15 protein-coding genes are annotated in these 16,078 nt (G+C 72.8%); 8 read left to right on the forward strand and 7 right to left on the reverse strand.

All coding sequences use genetic code 11. From position 1 onward, the window contains the following. Positions 1-143 precede the first annotated feature (143 nt). The gene (locus ACZ53N_RS21525; protein ID WP_469142436.1) at positions 144-2,975 is read left to right on the forward strand and encodes a M4 family metallopeptidase; all 2,832 of its coding nucleotides are present in this window, start codon (positions 144-146) and stop codon (positions 2,973-2,975) included. 113 nt (positions 2,976-3,088) lie between these two features. Here the strand turns inward: ACZ53N_RS21525 and ACZ53N_RS21530 are convergent, their stop codons facing one another. Then, positions 3,089-3,292 carry a hypothetical protein gene (locus ACZ53N_RS21530; RefSeq protein ID WP_469142437.1) on the reverse strand — a complete coding sequence of 68 codons (204 nt, stop codon included), beginning with the start codon at positions 3,290-3,292 and terminating at the stop codon, positions 3,089-3,091. 271 nt (positions 3,293-3,563) lie between these two features. Here ACZ53N_RS21530 and ACZ53N_RS21535 point away from each other — a divergent pair, with 271 nt between their 5' ends. Continuing rightward, complete coding sequence (locus ACZ53N_RS21535) at positions 3,564-4,058, forward strand: MarR family winged helix-turn-helix transcriptional regulator (RefSeq protein ID WP_469142438.1); 495 nt, start codon at positions 3,564-3,566, stop codon at positions 4,056-4,058. A 139-nt stretch (positions 4,059-4,197) separates the two neighbouring features. On the opposite strand, the gene ACZ53N_RS21540 is transcribed toward ACZ53N_RS21535, so the two are convergent. Further along, positions 4,198-4,971 carry a protein phosphatase 2C domain-containing protein gene (locus ACZ53N_RS21540; protein WP_469142439.1) on the reverse strand — a complete coding sequence of 258 codons (774 nt, stop codon included), beginning with the start codon at positions 4,969-4,971 and terminating at the stop codon, positions 4,198-4,200. A gap of 223 nt (positions 4,972-5,194) precedes the next feature. Between ACZ53N_RS21540 and ACZ53N_RS21545 the strand changes: the two genes are divergently transcribed. From ACZ53N_RS21545 to ACZ53N_RS21565, 5 genes are all read left to right on the forward strand, one after another. Further along, positions 5,195-7,789: a sensor histidine kinase gene (locus ACZ53N_RS21545; RefSeq protein ID WP_469142440.1), complete on the forward strand. Its 2,595-nt coding sequence runs from the start codon at positions 5,195-5,197 to the stop codon at positions 7,787-7,789. Next, on the forward strand, positions 7,786-8,298 hold the full coding sequence (locus ACZ53N_RS21550) for a roadblock/LC7 domain-containing protein (protein ID WP_469142441.1): 513 nt from the start codon (positions 7,786-7,788) through the stop codon (positions 8,296-8,298). Before ACZ53N_RS21545 ends, ACZ53N_RS21550 begins: the two co-directional genes overlap by 4 nt. Beyond that, positions 8,295-8,711: a DUF742 domain-containing protein gene (locus ACZ53N_RS21555; RefSeq protein ID WP_469142442.1), complete on the forward strand. Its 417-nt coding sequence runs from the start codon at positions 8,295-8,297 to the stop codon at positions 8,709-8,711. Before ACZ53N_RS21550 ends, ACZ53N_RS21555 begins: the two co-directional genes overlap by 4 nt. Beyond that, on the forward strand, positions 8,692-9,330 hold the full coding sequence (locus tag ACZ53N_RS21560) for a GTP-binding protein (protein WP_469142443.1): 639 nt from the start codon (positions 8,692-8,694) through the stop codon (positions 9,328-9,330). The genes ACZ53N_RS21555 and ACZ53N_RS21560 overlap by 20 nt, the downstream gene beginning before the upstream one ends. 93 nt (positions 9,331-9,423) lie before the next feature. Continuing rightward, a complete protein-coding gene (locus ACZ53N_RS21565) occupies positions 9,424-10,722 on the forward strand; it encodes a styrene monooxygenase/indole monooxygenase family protein (RefSeq protein WP_469142444.1) in 1,299 nt (432 codons plus the stop codon). Here the strand turns inward: ACZ53N_RS21565 and ACZ53N_RS21570 are convergent. From ACZ53N_RS21570 to ACZ53N_RS21585, 4 genes are all read right to left on the reverse strand, one after another. Next, complete coding sequence (locus tag ACZ53N_RS21570) at positions 10,719-11,846, reverse strand: C40 family peptidase (protein WP_469142445.1); 1,128 nt, start codon at positions 11,844-11,846, stop codon at positions 10,719-10,721. The two genes, ACZ53N_RS21565 and ACZ53N_RS21570, sit on opposite strands and share 4 nt — an antisense overlap. Before the next feature lie 124 nt (positions 11,847-11,970). Then, entirely contained in the window at positions 11,971-12,288 is a 318-nt protein-coding gene (locus ACZ53N_RS21575) for a hypothetical protein (protein ID WP_469142446.1), read from the reverse strand. A gap of 147 nt (positions 12,289-12,435) precedes the next feature. After that, positions 12,436-13,239, reverse strand: a complete 804-nt coding sequence (locus ACZ53N_RS21580; RefSeq protein WP_469142447.1) for a TetR/AcrR family transcriptional regulator — start codon at positions 13,237-13,239, stop codon at positions 12,436-12,438. A 55-nt stretch (positions 13,240-13,294) separates the two neighbouring features. After that, positions 13,295-14,224, reverse strand: a complete 930-nt coding sequence (locus tag ACZ53N_RS21585) for an AurF N-oxygenase family protein (protein WP_469142448.1) — start codon at positions 14,222-14,224, stop codon at positions 13,295-13,297. A 203-nt stretch (positions 14,225-14,427) separates the two neighbouring features. Between ACZ53N_RS21585 and ACZ53N_RS21590 the strand changes: the two genes are divergently transcribed. Next, positions 14,428-15,543 carry a ferritin-like domain-containing protein gene (locus ACZ53N_RS21590; RefSeq protein ID WP_469142449.1) on the forward strand — a complete coding sequence of 372 codons (1,116 nt, stop codon included), beginning with the start codon at positions 14,428-14,430 and terminating at the stop codon, positions 15,541-15,543. Here the strand turns inward: ACZ53N_RS21590 and ACZ53N_RS21595 are convergent. Next, complete coding sequence (locus ACZ53N_RS21595; protein WP_469142450.1) at positions 15,450-16,025, reverse strand: hypothetical protein; 576 nt, start codon at positions 16,023-16,025, stop codon at positions 15,450-15,452. The two genes, ACZ53N_RS21590 and ACZ53N_RS21595, sit on opposite strands and share 94 nt — an antisense overlap. Positions 16,026-16,078: the final 53 nt, after the last annotated feature.

Raw genomic sequence — 16,078 nt, forward strand, 5'->3', positions numbered from 1 at the left:
TTGTTACCCGTGGTCTGGAACACACACAAGTGTGCATGTTCACTACTGAACCCCCACACCCCATTGATGAGTTCGCGCCCCACCCAGTTGCATGGCGCTGCCCGGAGATGTCCCGGCGGTCAGGCACGTACGGAGGGAAATCCTTGCGTAAGCCCAGAGCACGTTCAGGAAGATCGAGCATCAAAAGCGGAATATCGGGCGCGGCGGCGCTGCTCGGTGCTGCCGCGCTCGTCGCCACCGCGGTGCCCGCCCACGCGGCGGCACCCGGCCAGAGCCCGGCGGATGTGATCCCGGGGACGGACACCGCGACCCCGGCACTGGTGGACGGTATCCGGGAGGCGGTGAAGTCGACGGGCAGCGCCGCGGACGCCGCGCGCGGACACCTCGCCGACAAGGAGAGCCGCTACCGCATCGCCGACCCGCGCCGCGATCTCAAGCCCGTACAGACGCTGAACAGCGGCGCGGGGGAGACCGTACGGCTGCAGCAGAAGCACCGCGGTGTCGACGTCCTGGGCGGCCAGTACGTCGTGCGGATGGAGAAGAAGGACGGCAAGCGGGTCGTCACCGGCACGTCCGGCAAGTACTTCACCGGTCTGAAGGTCGCCACGGAGGCCGAGGTCGGCGAGGAGCTGGCCGTCCGGCGGGCGGTCTCCGCGACCGCCGCCCGGCTCGGCGGGAAGAAGCTGGCCACGAAGGACGCCCCGAAGAAGGGCGCCGCGGCGGCCGCACCGCTGACCGGCACCGCGCGCGGGCTGGTTGTCCTGCCCAAGGGCCCCGGTGTGCTCACCCACCACATCACCGTGCGCGGCACGCATCCCGGCACGGGCGAACCGGTGCTGCGCGAGGTCTACATCGACGCCAAGGCCGGCTTCCCGGTCCTGGACTACAGCGGCATCAAGACGTTCGGTGCCCCCAAGTCGGCGGGCGGCAGCGGCGCCTCGGGCCGGGCGGCCGGCGCCGAGGCCGGTCCCGGCGACGGCGCCGCCGAGCCGGGGGTGACGGGGTCGGGCATCCGCTACGACGGCACGGCCGTCGAGCTCGGCCTGACCCAGGACAAGGCGCGCAACCAATACATCATGCGTGACCCCTTCCGGATGGCGGGTGGCAGCAAGAACACCCTCTCCACCTGGGACGCGCGCGGCAAGGACGTCGGTGAGGTGTCCGGCCGCTGGCCCTCGGGCATCAAGGAGTTCGGCTCCGAGACCCCGACGTTCGGCAAGGAGGCCACCCAGGCCGGCGCGGTCGACGCGCACTGGGCGGCGGGCAAGGTCTACGACTATTACAAGAAGGTGCACGGCCGCGACAGCCTCGACGGCCGCGGCATGACGATCAACTCGCTGGTCGGCGTCACCTACTTCGGCGACGCGTACGTCAACGCCTTCTGGGACGGCACCAAGATGGTGTACGGCGGGGGCGACGACGAATACAAGACCCTCTCCGCCGACCTGGACGTCGTCGGCCACGAGATGACGCACGGCGTCGTCGAGAACTCCGCCAACCTCGTCTACGCGGGCCAGTCCGGCGCCCTCAACGAGGCGGTCGCCGACTACTTCGGCAACGCCCTCGACGTGGACGCCTCCGGCATGGCCATGGACGACCCGGCCGCCGGGCTGCTCGGCGAGAACCTGTGCCGCACGAAGTCGCCGCGCGACTGCGCCATCCGCGACCTCAACGACGGCGCCACGACCTCGAAGAACTTCCTCGGCGTCGGCTTCGGCACCGACAGCGGCGGGGTGCACCTGAACTCCACCATCTTCTCGGGCGCCCTGTGGGACATCCGCGAGGACATCGGCCGGACCCTCGCCGACAAGATCGTCTACAAGGCGCTGACGGAGTTCATGACCCCGCTGGACGGCTTCACCGAGGGCCGTAACGCGGTGCTCGCCGCCGCCAAGGCGCTCAAGGTCTCCACCAAGGAACTGAACGTCGTCAAGCGCTCCTTCAACGCCCACGGCGTCGTCCCGAACTGGGAGCTGGCCCTCGGCGTCGACACCGACCGGCTGCTGGGCAAGCTCAACACCTCGGGCTCGGGCGTGGGCGCGGGCGGCGGCTGGTGGACGGCGGCCAAGTCCAACGACGACGGCTCCGAGCCGTACTCGGTCTACGCGGGCCGCGCGGACGGCAAGGGCAGCCCGAAACTGATCAGCCCCAACGACGGGCGCTACCACGTGAACCCGGCGACGGACGGCAAGTCGGTGGTCTGGACGGCGTACGGCTCCACCGGCGTGGACATCCTGTCGCGGCCGCTCGCGGGCGGCCCGATCAAGAAGCTGTACTCCAGCCAGTCCGACCTCGCCGGAGTGCGGGTCGAGGGCGGCGTGGTCGTCTTCGAGAAGATGGAGTTCTTCGCGGGCCGCCACGTCGGCTATCTGCGCGCCGGCGACAAGGAGCCGACCTGGGTGGACGGCGGCCGGGCCGAGCTGGCGACGGGTCTTCCGTCACTCTCCGGCGGCCGGATCGCCTACGCCAAGGTGTACGCCGAGGGTGACGCGTACAAGGCCGGTACCGAGGTGCTGGACCTGGGGAGCGGCACCCGGACCCTGATGGCCCAGATCGGCAGCCCGGAGTCCATCGGCCAGACCGGTGTCAACGGCAGCCACGTCTTCTGGCTCGCGGACGAGGTGGGCGACGACGCCGGGCAGATGGCGGTGCGCCGCGCGAACCTCGACGGCACGGGCGCCGTGGACCTCAGCAAGGAGAAGGGCGCCGACGCGCTCTTCCCCTACGACCTCACGGTCTCCCAGGAGGCGGTGACCGTCACGGCGCAGCAGCCCGACTCGACCTACCGCAACGAGACGATGCCCAAGCTGTGGCAGTTCCAGGCGGACGGCTCGGGCAAGGGCCGCGTCTCCTGCAACCGCGGTGAGCAGTCCTCGGCGGCGGCCGTGGCGGGCAAGCAGGTGGTGTGGATCGACGGCACCACCGGCACCTCCGACCTGGTGACCCGCACCCGCCCGGCGGGCGCCTGCGGCTGACGGGGATCCGACAGCGGATTGAGCCGGGCCCCCGGTGCCGATGTGCCGGGGGCCCGGCGTGCGTGGACGCGGCGTGGCGCGAGGCGCCGTGCCGCGTTCTTCCGTGCGCCGCGTCAGCCGTCCGCGAGCGCGTGGAGCCGGGCGCACGAGCAGGGGGAGCGGTCGTGGTCGCCGGCGGACGCGAGGGAGGTGCCGGGGAAGGCGGCGAGGAGCACGAGCGCGGAGAGCAGCGAGAGGGCGTAGAGCAGGGCGGAGACCGGCGAGGAGGCGGAGGGATGGCCGCCGGATCTCGGGATGCGGGGCATGGGGGTGGGCACGGCGTGCCTCCGTGAATGCTCAGTGGGGGGAGGGAGGGGGCGAGAGAAGGGGCGGGCACATCGAGAAGAAGCGAGAAGAGGGGCCGGAGTGCCATTGGTGTGGTCATGTCATTAGGTCACTCATCAACAAAAGTACGGCCGCGGCCACGCTCCGGATAGGCCCCCGGAGTGCTTCCGTTGGTCTATTCCTGCGAAATACTGTCGGAGCTGCGGCGATGACCGCGGATCCACGAAAATTTCAGCGGCTGAAAAGCTGGAGAGGGCCACTGACGTGCACCAGATCAGTACTCCACCCCCCGAGGACGCCGGCTCGAACACACTCGGCGGCAGTGGTGTGGACCAGGCGTACCTCGCCCTGGAGCGTGAGCTGGCCGTCTTCCTGCGCCGCGCCCGCGCCTCCTCCGGTGAGATGGCCCGCGCGGTCCACCCCGACCTGGAGGCGGCGGCCTACGGCCTGCTCGTCCGCCTGGAGGACGCCGGTACCCAGCGCGCCACGGACCTCGCCGCCTATTTCGGCGTCGGCAAGGCCACCATGAGCCGCCAGCTGCGCGCCCTCGCCGACCTCGGCCTCGTCACCCGCACCCCGGACCCCGCCGACGGCCGCGCCTCCCTCGTCCAGCTCACCGACGAGGGCCGGGCCCGCTTCACCCGCGTGCGCAACGCCCGGCGCGCCCAGTACGTGCACAAGCTCGCCGACTGGGACCGCACCGAGATCGCGGAGCTGGCCCGGCTGCTCCATCAGCTCAACGTGAGCGCGGAGTCGTAGGGCCGCGACATCCAGCCCGTCCGGCGATTGAGGACGCGCCCGCAGGGCGCCCGCCGCCGCAGGCGGGCCGTCAGCCGAAGGTCCGCCGGCCAGGCGCCGGCGGCAAGACGGGCCGTCAGCCGACGACGCGCGGGACCGGTTACAACTCCGCGTAAAGCACCGCCGCGTCGTCGTGCCGCTTCCCGCGCCGGAAGGCCACGCCCTCGGGGTCGGCCCGCTCCGCCAGCCGCACCCGGTCGATCAGGCCCTGCGGGCCCTCCTTGCGCAGAACGGCGAAGCAGTCGGCCCAGTCGCCCTCCCGGAAGACCTCCACCCAGCGCGTCGCGCCGTCGCTGAGCGCCGCCAGCGCCCGCACGTCCGCCCGCGCGGTGACTCCGGTGACCGCGCGGGCGACGACGTCCGGGTCGGCGGCGGCAGTGAAGAAGCCGCCCTCGGTGTTGCGCAGGTCGTCCGTCACCGGCCCCAGGGCGCACAGCCGGTCGATGCGGTCGTCCAGCACGGCCGTCACCTCCCCGGCCGGGTCCTCGATGAGCAGGACCGAGTCCGACAGCACCAGATGCTCCACCCTCTCGTCGTCCCAGCGGGCCGCGACGACGGTCGCCTGCGGGGTGCGGGGATGGGCCAGGTCGCAGGTCCCGCGATGGGCGTCGGCGGTACGGGCGATCGCCTCCGACAGACACCGACCGAGCGTCAGATCCCGGCGGACGGCGGCCAGTTCCAGCAGGGCCGTGCCCAGACGGGACGTGAACCACGGCACGCCGTGCGCGCAGCCGTCCCCGCCGGCCGGCGGCGGCGTCACCCCGTCCAGCAGCACCAGCGCGCCGCCCCGGCCGGAGGCGGGCAGGGCCACGGACGCGAAGTCCTCGTTGGGGCGCCGGGGGTCGCCCGGCTCGGTGGCGAGTTCGATGCGCATGCGGCCAGTGTGCCGGACGGGCGAAATCGGTGGCCGTGGGCGCGCATCCTCCCCACCGGTCCGGCCGTTCTTCAAGCGTGCCGCCTTTCGGGAGGTTCAACTTCCCACCGACATTCACTCCTTCGAGTGGCCGGGCAGGCGAAGCGCACCTGCCCTACAGAGGTGCTGAAAAGGTCAAATGAGTACCAGGGGTGGGACCGGCGAGAGAAGATTGTGAGCACCGGTGCGGAAGAAGCGGCTTCGGGGCGGGAAGCGCGAACGGCAGACCACGGCGGTGCCGGACGGCACCGCTCACGTACGTAACCGGCTGGTCGCCTCCCTCGCGGCCGTGGCCCTCACGGTCCTCGGGGCGAGCGCCTTGGGGATCGTCGACGCCACCCGCGACCTCATCGACTCCCGGCGGCTCGTCGGCCTCGCGGAGGCGGGCGGCGACGCGGTGGCCCTCGCGCACTCCCTCGCGGACGAGCGCGACGCCATGGTGCTCTACGTGGCGGGCGGCCGCTCCGACACCACCGGGTCCGGCCTCACCGACGAGCTGCGCGACCGCGTGGACCGGCAGCTCCCCGCCGTCCGCGCCGCCGTCCCCGCCGCCGTGCGCGACCGGCTCGACGCGCTCCCCGAGGTGCGCCGCCGGGCGCTGTCCGGCCCCGGTGACGCCGAGGCCGCCTTCACCGCCTACAGCGACGCCATCCGGGCCCTGCACGCCGTCCCGGGCAGCCTCGCCGAGCGGCTGCCCGGCACGGGCGGGGCGGCGGCACCCTCTACGGCCCTGGCACCGCTCGGCCGCGCCGTCGACGAGGCAGCCGCCACGCGCGGCCTGCTGCTCGCCGCGCTCGCCACGGGCGGCAAACCGCCCGCGCTCGGCGCCGCCGCCCAGCGGGCCGAACTCCGCGAGCGGGCCGCGCGCGCCGACTTCACCGACCGCGCCCCCGCCGACGTCCGCGAAGCCTTCCGCGACACGGTCACCGGCCCGCAGATCACCACCGCCGAGGACTACCTCGCCCGGCTCGCCGCCCACCCGCAGCTCACCGCCGCGGACCTGGCCCTGCCCAAGGACGCCGTCCGCACGGCCCTGACCACCCGCCTCGACCGGATGCGCGACGTCGAGACCTCCCTCGCCGCCGACCAGGTCCCGGCCGCGCGGCAGGTGCGCGACGACGACCTCAGGGCCCTGGAGCTGCGCGGTGGCGTCGCCGCCGGGTGCCTGCTGCTGGCCCTCTGCCTCGGCATCGGCTCCGTCCGCTCCGTGACCCGGCCGCTCACCGCGCTGCGGGAGGGCGCCCGGCGGGTGTCCGCCGACCCGGCGGCCAAGGAGCCGGTCGCCACCGGCCGCCGCCGCGCCGACGAATTCGCGGACATCGCCCGGTCCCTCGACACGCTCCGCGAGACCGTCGGCGACGACCGGGAGCGGATCACGGCCCTGGAGGCCGAGCGCACCCGCCTCATCGGCGCCCGCCGCTCCCTCGCCGAGGAACGGGACGCGCTGCGCGCCCAGGCCCAGGATCTGACCGAGCGGCTCGCCGGACTCTCCGGCCGGGTGCACGGCACGTTCGTCAGCCTGTCGCTGCGCACCCTCGGCCTGGTCGAGCGCCAGCTGAGCGTCATCGAGTCCATGGAGGCCAACGAGGCGGACCCCGACCGCCTGGAAGTCCTCTTCAAGCTCGACCACCTCGCCACCCGGATGCGCCGCCACAGCGAGAACCTGCTCGTCCTCGCCGGCGCCGAGCACAGCTCCGGCCACCACGGGCCCGTACCGCTGCTCGACGTCCTGCGGGCGTCCATCAGCGAGATCGAGCGGTACGAACGGGTCCGTATTCACTCCCTGCCACCGGGCGCCCAGCTCGCCGGATTCGCCGCGGACGACGTGAGCCACCTGGTCGCCGAACTCCTGGAGAACGGCACGGCGTTCTCACCGCCCGACGTCCCGGTGCAGGTCTCCGGCTGGCTGCTGGAGAACGGCGAGCTGATGCTCTCCGTCCAGGACGAGGGCATCGGCATGGCCCCCGAGCGCCTCGAAGAGCTCAACACCCTGCTGGCCGACCCGGATCCGCGCGGGCCCCGGCCCGGCGGCGGCGATCAGCACGACCGCCCGGCCCTGGGCCTCGGGCTGTACGTGGTCGCGCGGCTCGCCGCCCGGCACGGGGTGCGCGTCCAGCTGCGCGACCAGCGGCCGGGCGGTGTCGCGGCGGTCGTGGTGCTGCCCAGGACGCTCCTGCCGGACGGCCCGCCGGTCGTCACCGACTTCGCGGCCGCACCGCCGGTGCCGGGCGCCGCGGCGCCGCCGCCGGTGCACCTGCCCGGTTCCATCGCCGAGGCCAACTCCCATGAGCTTCCCCCGCGTTCGCCGCACGCGGTCGGCCCTCGGTGGACCGACCCGCTGATCGAGGCCGCCGAGCGGGCCATCCGGCTCAACGCGATCCCCGGCCAACAACCCACGGTGATCCCCGGTCAGCCGACCATCCCCGGTCAGCCCACGGCCACCGGCCGGCACGCCCGCCACGCGGCCCCGCCGCCTGTGCCGCCCCCCTCACCGGCCGCCCCCGCCCCGCCCGTGACCCCGGCGCCCGGACCTGCGGCGGACCTCACCGGCACGGGCCTGCCCAAGCGCACACCGAAGACCGTGCCGCGCAAGCCCCCCGCACCGCGAGTGCGCCAAGGCGTGGACGCGGAGGCACTGCGGCGCAAGCTCGCCGGGTTCCAACAGGGCGCGCGCGAGGGGCGGCGCGATGTGGAAGCCGAGCTGGTGGACCAGGATACTGATCAACACCAAGCGGGGGCGCGGGACGAGGGTGGCACTGTCGAGGAGGCACGCGGTTGACTGCATTTTCCCGGGGGGCGACCCCCGTTCCCCCCGCCGGTCCCACGGCCTACGGGCTGAGCAACGAGGCCCGCAATCTGCATTGGCTGCTGACCGACCTCGTCGAGGAGGTGCCCGGCGTCGAGTCCGTCGCCGTCGTCTCCTCCGACGGTCTGATGCTGCTCTCCTCCGACCCGCCGGCCCCCGCCGCCGGCGCCGAACTGCCGGAGAGCCCCCGGGGGTCCACCGCCGACCTCGCCACCATCGTGGCCGGCCTCGGCAGCCTGACGACGGGCGCGGCGGCCCTGATGGACGGCGGCTTCGTCAAACAGACGATGGTCGCCATGGACGGCGGCAGCCTCTTCGTCATGACCATCAGCGACGGCTCACTGCTCGGCGTCCACACCTCCCCGGACTGCGACATGAGCGTCGTCGCCTACCACATGGCCCTCTTCGTCGGCCGGGCCGGCCACGTACTCACCCCCGAACTGCGCAGGGAGCTCCGCCGGTCGGTGGAGGCGGTTACGTGACCCTGACCCACCCCCTGCCCCTGCGCGTCCCCGAGCGGGCCGCGGTGGGCAGGAGACCGGCGCGGGTGCGTCCGTACTCGCTCACCGGTGGGCGGCACCGCTACGGCCACGTCCTGCGCGTGGAGACGTTCGTGGCGGCGCTCGACGACCCCGGCGAGTGGACCGAGCCGGTCACCGGTGGGCTGGCCGCCCTGCTCATGCCCGAGGTGCGTGCCGTCATCGGGCTCTGCCGCCGACTGCGGTCGGTCGCGGAGGTGTCCGCGCTGCTGAAGATGCCGCTGGGCGTCGTGCGCGTACTCCTCGACGATCTGGCCGACCAGGGAAGGATCCGCGTGTACGGCATCGGGTACGGCGGCTGCCGCCCCGACCGCGCGCTGCTCGAAAGGGTGCTGAGTGGACTTTCCGGACTCTGACACGATAGCCGCGAAGGCCGCGGCCCCCGGTGGCGAAGGGGAGCCGCAGAGCTGGCAGACCGACCGGTCGCGGGCCCCCGCCGCCACGAAGATCGTCGTGGCGGGCGGCTTCGGCGTCGGCAAGACGACCTTCGTCGGGTCCGTCTCCGAGATCACCCCGTTGCGCACCGAGGCGGTGATGACGGTCGCCAGCGAGGGACTCGACGACCTCGTCGCCATCCCGGAGAAGGCCACGACCACGGTCGCCATGGACTTCGGCCGCGTCACCCTCGACGCCGACCTGGTGCTGTTCCTCTTCGGTACACCGGGCCAGAAGCGCTTCTGGTTCATGTGGGACGACCTGGTGCGCGGGGCGATCGGCGCGGTGGTGATGGCCGACACCCGGCGGCTGACGGAGTGCTTCCCCGCGCTCGACTACTTCGAGAGCTGCGGGCTGCCGTACATCGTCGCGGTCAACCACTTCGAGGGCACCGCCCGGTACGCGCCACAGGACGTGCGGGAGGCGCTGTCACTGCCGTCGTACGTGGCGGTCGTCGACATCGACGCCCGGCGGCGGGAGAACGTCGTCGACGCGCTGCTGACCCTGGTCCGGCAGGCCCTCGACGCCGCCCCCGCGTAGCCGCGGGCCCGCGGGACCGGCCGGCCCCGACCCGAGGGAGGCACCACCGGGCAAGGACTTTCGTACCGAGCCAGAGCGGGAGCGAGACAGAGCATGCGACGGATCCTCATCGTCGGAGCCGGCCAGTGCGGCCTCCAGCTGGCCCTCGGGCTCCAGTCCAAGGGGTACGACGTGACCCTGATGTCCCACCGCACGGCCGACGAGACGCGCTCCGGCCGGGTCATGTCCACCCAGGTCATGTTCGCCACCGCGCTCGACCACGAGCGCGACCTCAAGCTCAACTTCTGGGAGAACCGGGCCCCGCGCATCGAGGGCCTCGGTGTGTCCGTGGCCGGGCCCGTCCGCGAGCCCGGCGGCTGCCGGCGGACCGTCGACTGGGCCGGCACCCTCGACGGCTACGCCCAGTCCGTCGACCAGCGCGTGAAGATGGCCGGCTGGATGGACATCTTCGCCGAGCGCGGCGGCCGGCTCGTCATCCACGGCGCGGCCGTCTCCGACCTGGACTTCCTCTCCCGCCGCTACGAGCTGGTGGTGGTCGCGGCGGGCAAGGGCGAGCTGGCGTCGATGTTCGGCCGGGACGCCGCCCGCTCGCCCTACGCCACCCCCCAGCGGTCGCTGGCCGTCGCCTACGTCCACGGCCTCGGCCCGCGTCACGAGCACCCGGAGTACGACGCGATGCGGTGCAACCTCGTGCCCGGCGCGGGCGAGTTGTTCGTGATGCCCACGCTCACCACCTCCGGCCACGCCGACATCCTCTTCTGGGAGGGCATACCGGGCGGCCCGATCGATGTCTTCCAGGACGTCAGGGACCCGGGCGAGCATCTGGTGCGCACCCTGGAACTGCTGGAGCGCTTCACCCCCTGGGAGTACGCGCGCGCCACGAAGGTCGAGCTGACCGACGCCAACGCCACCCTGGTCGGCCGTTACGCCCCGACCGTCCGGCACCCCGTCGGACGGCTGCCGTCGGGCGGGGTGGTCCTCGGCGCCGGTGACGTCGTCGTGGCCAACGACCCGGTCACCGGCCAGGGGGCGAACCTGGCCGCCAAGTGCGCGGCCTCCTACCTCGAGGCGATCGTCGCGCGCGGCGGGGCGCCCTTCGACGCGGTGTGGATGCGGGCCACGTTCGAGCGCTTCTGGGCCACCGCCCGGCCCGCGACAAAATGGACCAACGCGATGCTGGCGCCCCCGCCCCCGCACGTGCTGAACCTGATCGGCGCGGCGGGCCGCCTCCAGCCGGTCGCCGACCGCATCGCGAACGGCTTCGACGACCCCGCGGACTTCGAGCACTTCTTCTTCGACTCCGCGAAGGCCGACGCGTTTGTGCGCGACACGGGCGAGGCGGAGGGGGAGCTTGAGGAAGCCGTGGGGGCTGAGGCGGAGGGGGCGGGCTAGCGACCCGGCGCGCCCGCCGAGCCGTAACCGGCGTCCGAACCGGCTCCGGCGCCCTCGGGCATCTTCGGCGGGGCGTAGTCGCGCAGCGGGGCCTTGCCCGCGTCCGGGCGCACCGCGCCGAGCAGCGGGTTCGCCGCGATCGGGGAGACCTTCACATACGCCCCGGGCCGGGGTGCCTGTATGACCTGGCCGTTGCCGATGTAGAGCGCGACGTGCGTCGCACCGCCGAAGTAGAGCACCAGGTCCCCGGGGCGCAGCTCGTTCAGCGGCACCTTCGGCAGCGACTTCCACTGCTCCTGGCTGGTCCGGGGGATGGCGCCGCCCGCGTGCGCCCACGCCTGGGAGGTCAGGCCCGAGCAGTCGAAGGAGTCCGGCCCCGACGCACCCCACACATACGGCTTGCCGACCTGCTGGAAGGCGTACTCCACCGCCTTCCCGCCGACCTCGGACGGGTTGACCGAGCCGCCGAGCCTGCCCGAGTCGACGAGCTTGCGCTGTGCCTCGGTGATGCCCTGCTGCTCCAGCTTCCGCAGCCGCTCCAACTGCTCGCCGGTCATCGAGGCCAGCAGCCGCTCGACGGCGGCCAGCCGCTTCTGCACGGTGTCGCGCTGCTGCTTCTGCTTCGCGGCGAGGGCCTCCTGCACATTGAGCGCGTCGCGCGCCTGCGTCGCGAGGACGGCCGCCCGCTTCTCACCGCCGGTGAGGCGTTCGATCGTGGCGGCGCGGCGGCCCGCGGCCCGCTTCAGCTCGTGCCCCTGGTCGAGGGCCTGCCGGGCGTTGCCGCTGAGCAGGAACCGCATGTACGGGGAGAGGGGGTTGTCGACGCCGCGGTACTGCTCCCGGGCGAGCCGCCCCGCGTCGTTACGGCTGCCGTCGAGCGCGACGCGGGCGTCGGCCAGGTCGTCGTTGAGCTTTTTGACCTTGGCGCGTTGCTTCTTCAGCTTCTCCTCGGTCGCGTTGTACGTCTCCGTGGCCTCTTCGGTCTTCTGATAGAGCGTCTGAAGCTGGCTGAGCAGGGCGCTGACCGACTGGTCGGGCGGGTCGGCGGGCGCGGCGGCCGCCATCGGCGCGGGCAGTACGAGCGTGGCGCTCGCGACGAGCGCCGCCGTGCAGACCGCTTGCACGAAGCGTCCTGGCCGTCCTGACACAGCTTCACCTCCGGTAAGGGGGCGTGTCGGCAGCCCCAGGAGGATCGTGCCATGTCAGTAGTACTAATGGCAGTCCGGTGGGCGAATCCGCCTAAGCCGGTCACTCCTTGGTTGGGTGTTCGTCATCTGCCCGGCGTGGCATCTGGCGCTCCCCGCGCCCCGAACGCCACGGCCACTTGGGGCCGGTGCTCCGTCGGCCCTCGGGGTCGTACTCGTACTTCCAGCCCTTGTGCAGCCCGAGCCGCCGCGTCGTGCCCGCCTGGACCCTGAGGTACACGAGCACGGTCGGCTCCCCGCCCGCCGCGTCCGGCACGGGGATCTCGTACCTCTTCGGCGGATGACCGGTGGGCCCCAGGAGCACCGGCAGAACGCGGCCGTCCAGCGGCCCGCCCACGAAGGGCGTCTCTTCGCTTCTCACCCCTCCAGTCTCCGCCGTCGCGGGCGCGTCAGCCGCACCCGGCGCGCGTCGGGCCCCGGCATCGACGCGAGGACGGGGCGCGGTTCGCGAGCCCGGGGCCTGTCCGGTGGGGTGCGACAACGACTCCGGGCGGCGGGACAGGCGCGGTCAGAGCAGATGCTCCGCGTCCGCGACGACCTCCAGCACCCGGCGTCCCAGCTGCCCCACCGGGCCGTCCGCCCGCTCCAGGGCGAGCGCGGCGCGGGTGGCCGTCGCGGCCTGCGGGTCGCTCGCCGCGGTCACGGTGAGCAGGGCCATGAAGTGGTCGACCAGCCAGTCGCGCAGCTCCTCCACGGGGGGTTGCTTGTCCTCGTCCAGCCAGATCAGCGACGCGGCCTCGACGGCCGATATCCAGGTGCGGACCATCATCCGCAGCCGCGGCCCCGGCTCCGCCACCTCCAGATGCGCCAGCACCTGCTCGGCGGCCGCGCGCCGCACCTCGTCCACGATCGCGCCCGTACGGGAGGTCTCGACGACGCTGCCGCCCTGGAGCAGCGCGCTGAAACCCGCGGCGTGCCCGTCGACGAAGGCCAGATAGCGGTCGAGCGCAGCCGCCAGACGACCGGTCACGGGGCCCGTCTGCGGCTCGGCGAAGCACTGTTCGAGGTCGTCGGCGGCGCTGCGCAGGGCGGCCTCGTAGAGCTGGGGCTTGCCGCCGGGGAAGTAGCGGTACACCAGCGGCCTCGACACCTTCGCGGCCGCCGCGACGTCGTCGAGCGAGACGTCCTCGGGGGCGCGGTGCCCGAACAGAGTGAGCGCGGCCGTGATGAGCTGCGCGCGGCGCTCCGCGACGCTGAGCCTGCGGTAGGCGGGAGCGGGGGCCGACCCGGGAGCGGGGGCGGGGGACGGGGGCGCCGCGGGAGTCGGTACGGCCGGGGTCGGTGCTGCCGAGGCGGTTCCGCTGCCGTTCATGGTGCGCAGCGTAACGGTCCTGGTGGGTGCGCGCGGCGGCCTTCGACAGCGGGGCTCAGGCGAGCAGTCCGGAGCTCCGCCACAGCCGCCGGCCGACGCCCCGCAGGACCCCGACGTCGTCCAGGAAGTCGGTGAGCCGCTTCGCCCCGGCCTGCATGACCTCGCGGCGGTGGCCGCTCGCCCGCACCTGGGCGACGGCCTCGCGGCGGTCGAGGCCGACGTTCGTGTAGACGGCCGGATTGACGAAGGCGATGGAGAAGACGCGGGCCGCCTCTCCGCAGCTGACCCGGGTCAGCTCCGCCTCCCAGCGCGGGCAGGAGACCATCTGGCGGCGCAGCTCCTCCCGCGCGTACCGCACATGCCGCGCCTCCTCGACGACGTGGATGCGGGTGACGCCGCGGACGAGGGTCTGCACGCGCTCGTCGGGGAAGGTCAGGCGCTGCATGTAGTCGAGGATCTCCTCGCCGAGCAGCGTGGCGGCGAACGAACCGGGCGTGGTGGAGATGGTCTTGAGGACGCGGCCGAGGTTGTGGTGCAGCCGGCGGACGGGGTAGGCCGGTGACCCCGTCCTCTCGATCATGCGGGCGAACATCTTGGAGTGTCTGCACTCGTCCGCGATCTCCGTCAGCGCGTAGCGGACGTGTGCGCTGGTCACGGGCCTGTCGTAGATGTGCCGGACCAGCAGCTGCATCAGGATGATCTCGAACCAGATGCCGAGGGACGCGAGTGCCGCGGCCTCGTGCCGGGCCAGCTCCATCCGCTGTTCCTCCGCCATCCGCCGCCACAGCGGGGTGTCGTAGAGCGAGACCAGCTCCGGTGGCCAGAACCACTTGCCCTCTTCGAGCGGTGCGGTCCAGTCCAGCTCGGCGTCCGGATCGAAGGAGTGCTTGGCGGAGGACTCCAGGAGTCGCTCGGCGACCTGCTCGCGGTCCTTGAGCAGCCCCAGCGCGTCCCGGAGCGCGGCCTTTTCGGTCACCGTGGTCATGGCTGAGGACACCTCGTCTATGAGTTACCCGTGGTACCACTTCGGTCCGTCCTTATGAGACTGCTTGTCAGCAAGGACGTCAATCCCTCCGGTGCGACAAGTCGCACGACGGGCCCAACGAGCTGACACCCCCTCATTGACCCGGCGGTGAGCGGCGTGTGAGCCTGCCAATCAGCCATGCGCGCGAGGGACAGGAGGCGTCGATGACGACGCGAAAGCTCTACGCACACGACCCCGGTGCCGACGCCTGGGAGGTTCCGGCGAGCGGCGCCGCCCGGTTCGGCTGGGACTACGACCGTGGCCGCGACCGGCTTCTCGCCCTGTACCAGAAGGGCAAGGACAAGCAGTGGGACTCCGTCAAGCGCATCGACTGGGACCTCGAGGTCGACCCGTACGACCCGCTCGGCGTGCCCGACGAGAACATGACCATCTACGGCTCCCCCTACTGGGACAGGATGGGCGAGGCCGACCGGCGCGACATGCGCCGCCACTTCGCCTCCTGGCAGTTCAGCCAGTTCCTGCACGGCGAGCAGGGGGCGATGGTGTGCGCCGCGCGCATCGTGGAGTCCGTGCCCGACCTGGACGCGAAGTTCTACTCCGCCACCCAGACCATGGACGAGGCCCGGCACGCCGAGATCTACAGCCGGTTCCTGCGCGAGAAGATCGGCATGCTCTACCCGATCAACGACAACCTCCAGTCGCTGCTGGGCGACACCCTGCGGGACTCCCGCTGGGACATGCCCTACCTCGGCATGCAGGTCCTCATCGAGGGCCTCGCCCTCGCCGCCTTCGGCATGCTGCGCGACACCACCGACAAGCCGCTGCCCCGCCAGATCCTCACCTACGTCATGCAGGACGAGGCCCGGCACGTCGCGTTCGGCCGGATGGCGCTGCGCGACTACTACAAGGAGCTCACCGACGCCGAGCTGCGCGAGCGCGAGGAATTCGTCATCGAGGGCTGCTACCTGATGCGTGACCGGCTGCGCGGCGACGAGGTCCTGGTCGACTTCGGCATTCCGGAGAAGGACGCCCGGGAACTGAGCGAACAGGCCGAATATCTCCGGCTCTTCCGGAAGCTGCTCTTCAGCCGCATCGTTCCGTGTGTGAAGGACATCGGCCTGTGGGGCGAGCGGCTCCAGCGCGCCTACGTCGACATGGGCGTCTTCGAGATGGGCGACACGAGCCTGGACCTCCTCATGGCGCAGGACGAGGAGATCGCCGAGGCCTACGACGCCGAGCGGTTCGCGGCGGAGGAGGCCGCGCGCACGGCGGAGGTGGCGCGGACGATCGCGGAGGGCGAGGGGGCGGCGCAGGCCTGACCTGCCCGGCGCGGGAGGGCGAGGACGAGAAGGGGACAGGGGGCGGCCGGCCCGGAGACGACGTCGAGGACCGCGGACTCCGGCACGTAGAGCACTTCGCCCTTGCGCAGCCGCAGCCGGAGCGGCGGCCGGGCCGGGGAGGTGACGCGGCAGTCGCAGCCCCGGGCGAGCGGGAGAAGGAGCAGCTCCCCGGGGGTCGCCGTGGACGAGGTGGCGTAGCAGGCGCGCACGGGGTCGGTGCCGCCCAGCGCGGTGCGCAGAAGCCCGGCCAGCTCGTCCGCCTCGGGGCCGGCTGGGGTCGTGCCCGTGGTCTCCTCCGCCGCGGCGGCCAGCGTGTCGAGCAGGCCGGTGGGCTCGTGCTCCGGCCAGACGACGGCGGCGCCGCGACCGCGGTGGACGGCGAGGGACAGGGCGATGTCCGCGACGAAGGCGGCGAGAGCCGGCGGGGCGCAGGCGTCGGGGTCGGCTGGTTCGCTGTGCATGGCCCCTCCGGCGTACGGCGCGGCGTGTGCCCGCGCCTGCTGTCCCGGAAATC

This window comes from Streptomyces sp. NPDC033229 (assembly GCF_055576875.1).

Bases quoted from the DNA above. Each gene is read 5' to 3' on its own strand.
- ACZ53N_RS21540 (WP_469142439.1), bottom strand. From the start codon at position 4,971: ATGCGCATCGAACTCGCCACCGAGCCGGGCGACCCCCGGCGCCCCAAC.
- ACZ53N_RS21565 (WP_469142444.1), top strand. From the start codon at position 9,424: ATGCGACGGATCCTCATCGTCGGAGCCGGCCAGTGCGGCCTCCAGCTG.
- ACZ53N_RS21580 (WP_469142447.1), bottom strand. From the start codon at position 13,239: ATGAACGGCAGCGGAACCGCCTCGGCAGCACCGACCCCGGCCGTACCG.
- ACZ53N_RS21585 (WP_469142448.1), bottom strand. From the start codon at position 14,224: ATGACCACGGTGACCGAAAAGGCCGCGCTCCGGGACGCGCTGGGGCTG.
- ACZ53N_RS21590 (WP_469142449.1), top strand. From the start codon at position 14,428: ATGACGACGCGAAAGCTCTACGCACACGACCCCGGTGCCGACGCCTGG.
- ACZ53N_RS21595 (WP_469142450.1), bottom strand. From the start codon at position 16,025: ATGCACAGCGAACCAGCCGACCCCGACGCCTGCGCCCCGCCGGCTCTC.